1 protein-coding gene is annotated in these 1,203 nt (G+C 75.6%); it reads right to left on the minus strand.

Going from position 1 to position 1,203, the window contains the following annotated elements:
• On the minus strand, positions 1-1,203 hold a 1,203-nt coding region (locus FF100_RS36800; RefSeq protein WP_171070488.1), incomplete at both ends, for an Ig-like domain-containing protein.

A 1,203-nucleotide genomic window follows, 5' to 3' on the forward strand; every position in this document is an offset into this window, starting at 1 on the left:
ATCGCGACGGTCACCGGCGCCGAGGCGCCGCTGACGTTGCCGGCCGCATCCGTCGCCGTCGCGGTCAGCGCGTAGCTGCCGTCGCCGAGCGGCGTCGCCGGCGTGAGGCTGAACGCGCCGGTCTGATCCGCCACGGCCGTGCCGAGCACGGCGGTGCCGTTCAGCAGCGTCACCGTCGTTCCGGCCTCCGCCGTGCCGGTGAGGACCGGCGTGCTGTCATTGGTCGGGCCCGTCACCGCCGCGAGGGTCGGGCTCGCCGGTGCTCCCGTGTCGATGACGACCCCGACCGGGGCCGAAGCCGCGCCGACATTGCCGGCGGCATCGGTGAGCTGCACGGCCAGGGCGTAGGCCCCGTCCGCAAGCGGGGTCGTCGGGCTCACCGTGAAGGTGCCGTCCGCCCCCACCACGGCCGTGCCGATCGGGGTGGTGCCGTTCAGCAGCGTCACCGTCGATCCCGCTTCGCCTGTGCCGGTCAGGGCCGGGGTGGCGTCGCTGGTCGGTCCGGTCGGACCCGCCACCGTCGCCAGGGCGGGCGCGGCGGTGTCGATCGCGACGGTCACCGGGGCCGAAGCGCCGCTGACGTTGCCGGCCGCATCCGTCGCCGTCGCGGTCAGCGCGTAGCTGCCGTCGCCGAGCGGTGTCGCCGGCGTGAGGCTGAACGCGCCGGTCTGATCCGCCACCGCCGTGCCGAGCACGGCGGTGCCGTTCAGCAGCGTCACCGTCGAACCCGCCTCCGCCGTGCCGGTGAGGACCGGCGTGCTGTCGTTGGTCGGGCCGGTCACCGCCGCGAGGGTCGGGCTCGCCGGTGCTCCCGTGTCGATGACGACCCCGACCGGGGCCGAGGCCGCGCCGACATTGCCGGCCGCGTCGGTGAGCTGCACGGCCAGGGCGTAGGCCCCGTCCGCGAGCGGGGTCGTCGGGCTCACCGTGAAGGTGCCGTCCGCCCCCACCACGGCCGTGCCGATCGGGGTGGTGCCGTTCAGCAGCGTCACCGTCGAACCCGCCTCGCCCGTGCCGATGAGAGCCGGCGTGGCGTCACGCGTCGTGCCGCCCCCCGCTGTCACGACCGCGGCGACCGGTGCCGTCGCGTCGATCCCGAAGGTGAACGGCGTGCTCGCCAGGCTCGCATTGCCGGCCGCGTCGATCGCCAAAGCCGTCGCCGCGTAGCTGCCGTCCGCCAGCGCCGGCAGGGTCGCCGACCAT

The sequence above is a fragment of the Methylobacterium terricola genome (assembly GCF_006151805.1).
GTDB classification, from domain to species: Bacteria; Pseudomonadota; Alphaproteobacteria; order Rhizobiales; family Beijerinckiaceae; genus Methylobacterium; species Methylobacterium terricola.